The 655-nt window shown below is 65.5% G+C and carries 1 protein-coding gene; it reads left to right on the top strand.

The window, feature by feature from the left end:
- Positions 1 to 152: 152 nt before the first annotated feature.
- On the top strand, positions 153 to 655 hold a 503-nt coding region (locus HX786_RS31625; RefSeq protein ID WP_372847453.1), incomplete at its 3' end, for a thiamine pyrophosphate-binding protein.

Below are 655 nucleotides of genomic sequence, written 5' to 3'. Positions count from 1 at the left end.
CGGCCTGCAGGCCGCTGTGCTGTAGTGAGCCCCAATATCTGCGTCAATCTGCGTCTCTTTTACCCAAGGTGCGAAATTGAGCCCACCCCGCACCAGGCGAATACTCCAAGCCTGATCCCGGCCCAGACGCCGCGCATTCGCTGGAGTATCGAGTGAAATTCACAGGTGGCCAAATCATCGCCAAGGCACTCAAGGCCAACAGTGTCGACTACGTAGCCGGGCCCCCGGGCGACGGCGCCCGGGCCCTGGTGGAAGCGCTGCTGACCCCGGGCACCGACATCCCCTTTATCCACGTCATCCAGGCCCACAGCGCCGTGCACCTCGCCGACGGCTACTACCGTGCGTGCGGTCGCCCCATGGCCGTCGTACTCACGGGCCCCCTGGGCATCCCCTCAGCCCTGGGAGCCCTCGCCACCGCGCACCAGGACGCCTGCGCGCTGCTGGTCATCAGTAACGCCCAGCCCGAAACGATAGCCGCCAACGTCATGAAAGATCACGCGACGGTTTCGACACTACAACAGCTACCCCAAGCCCTGCGCCAAGCCTTCGACACCATGCTGAGCGCCCATCCCGGCCCTGTCAGCCTGTCCATTGACGACGCCCTCCAAGGCGCCTCCACCAACGCCAGCCTGCCACCCGCCACCCTGCGTGCAGA

Source organism: Pseudomonas sp. 21615526, from assembly GCF_013386245.1.
In the GTDB taxonomy this organism is placed as follows: domain Bacteria; phylum Pseudomonadota; class Gammaproteobacteria; order Pseudomonadales; family Pseudomonadaceae; genus Aquipseudomonas.
Note: the sequence above shows the minus strand (reverse complement) of the source record. Positions and strands in the feature narration are given on the sequence as shown.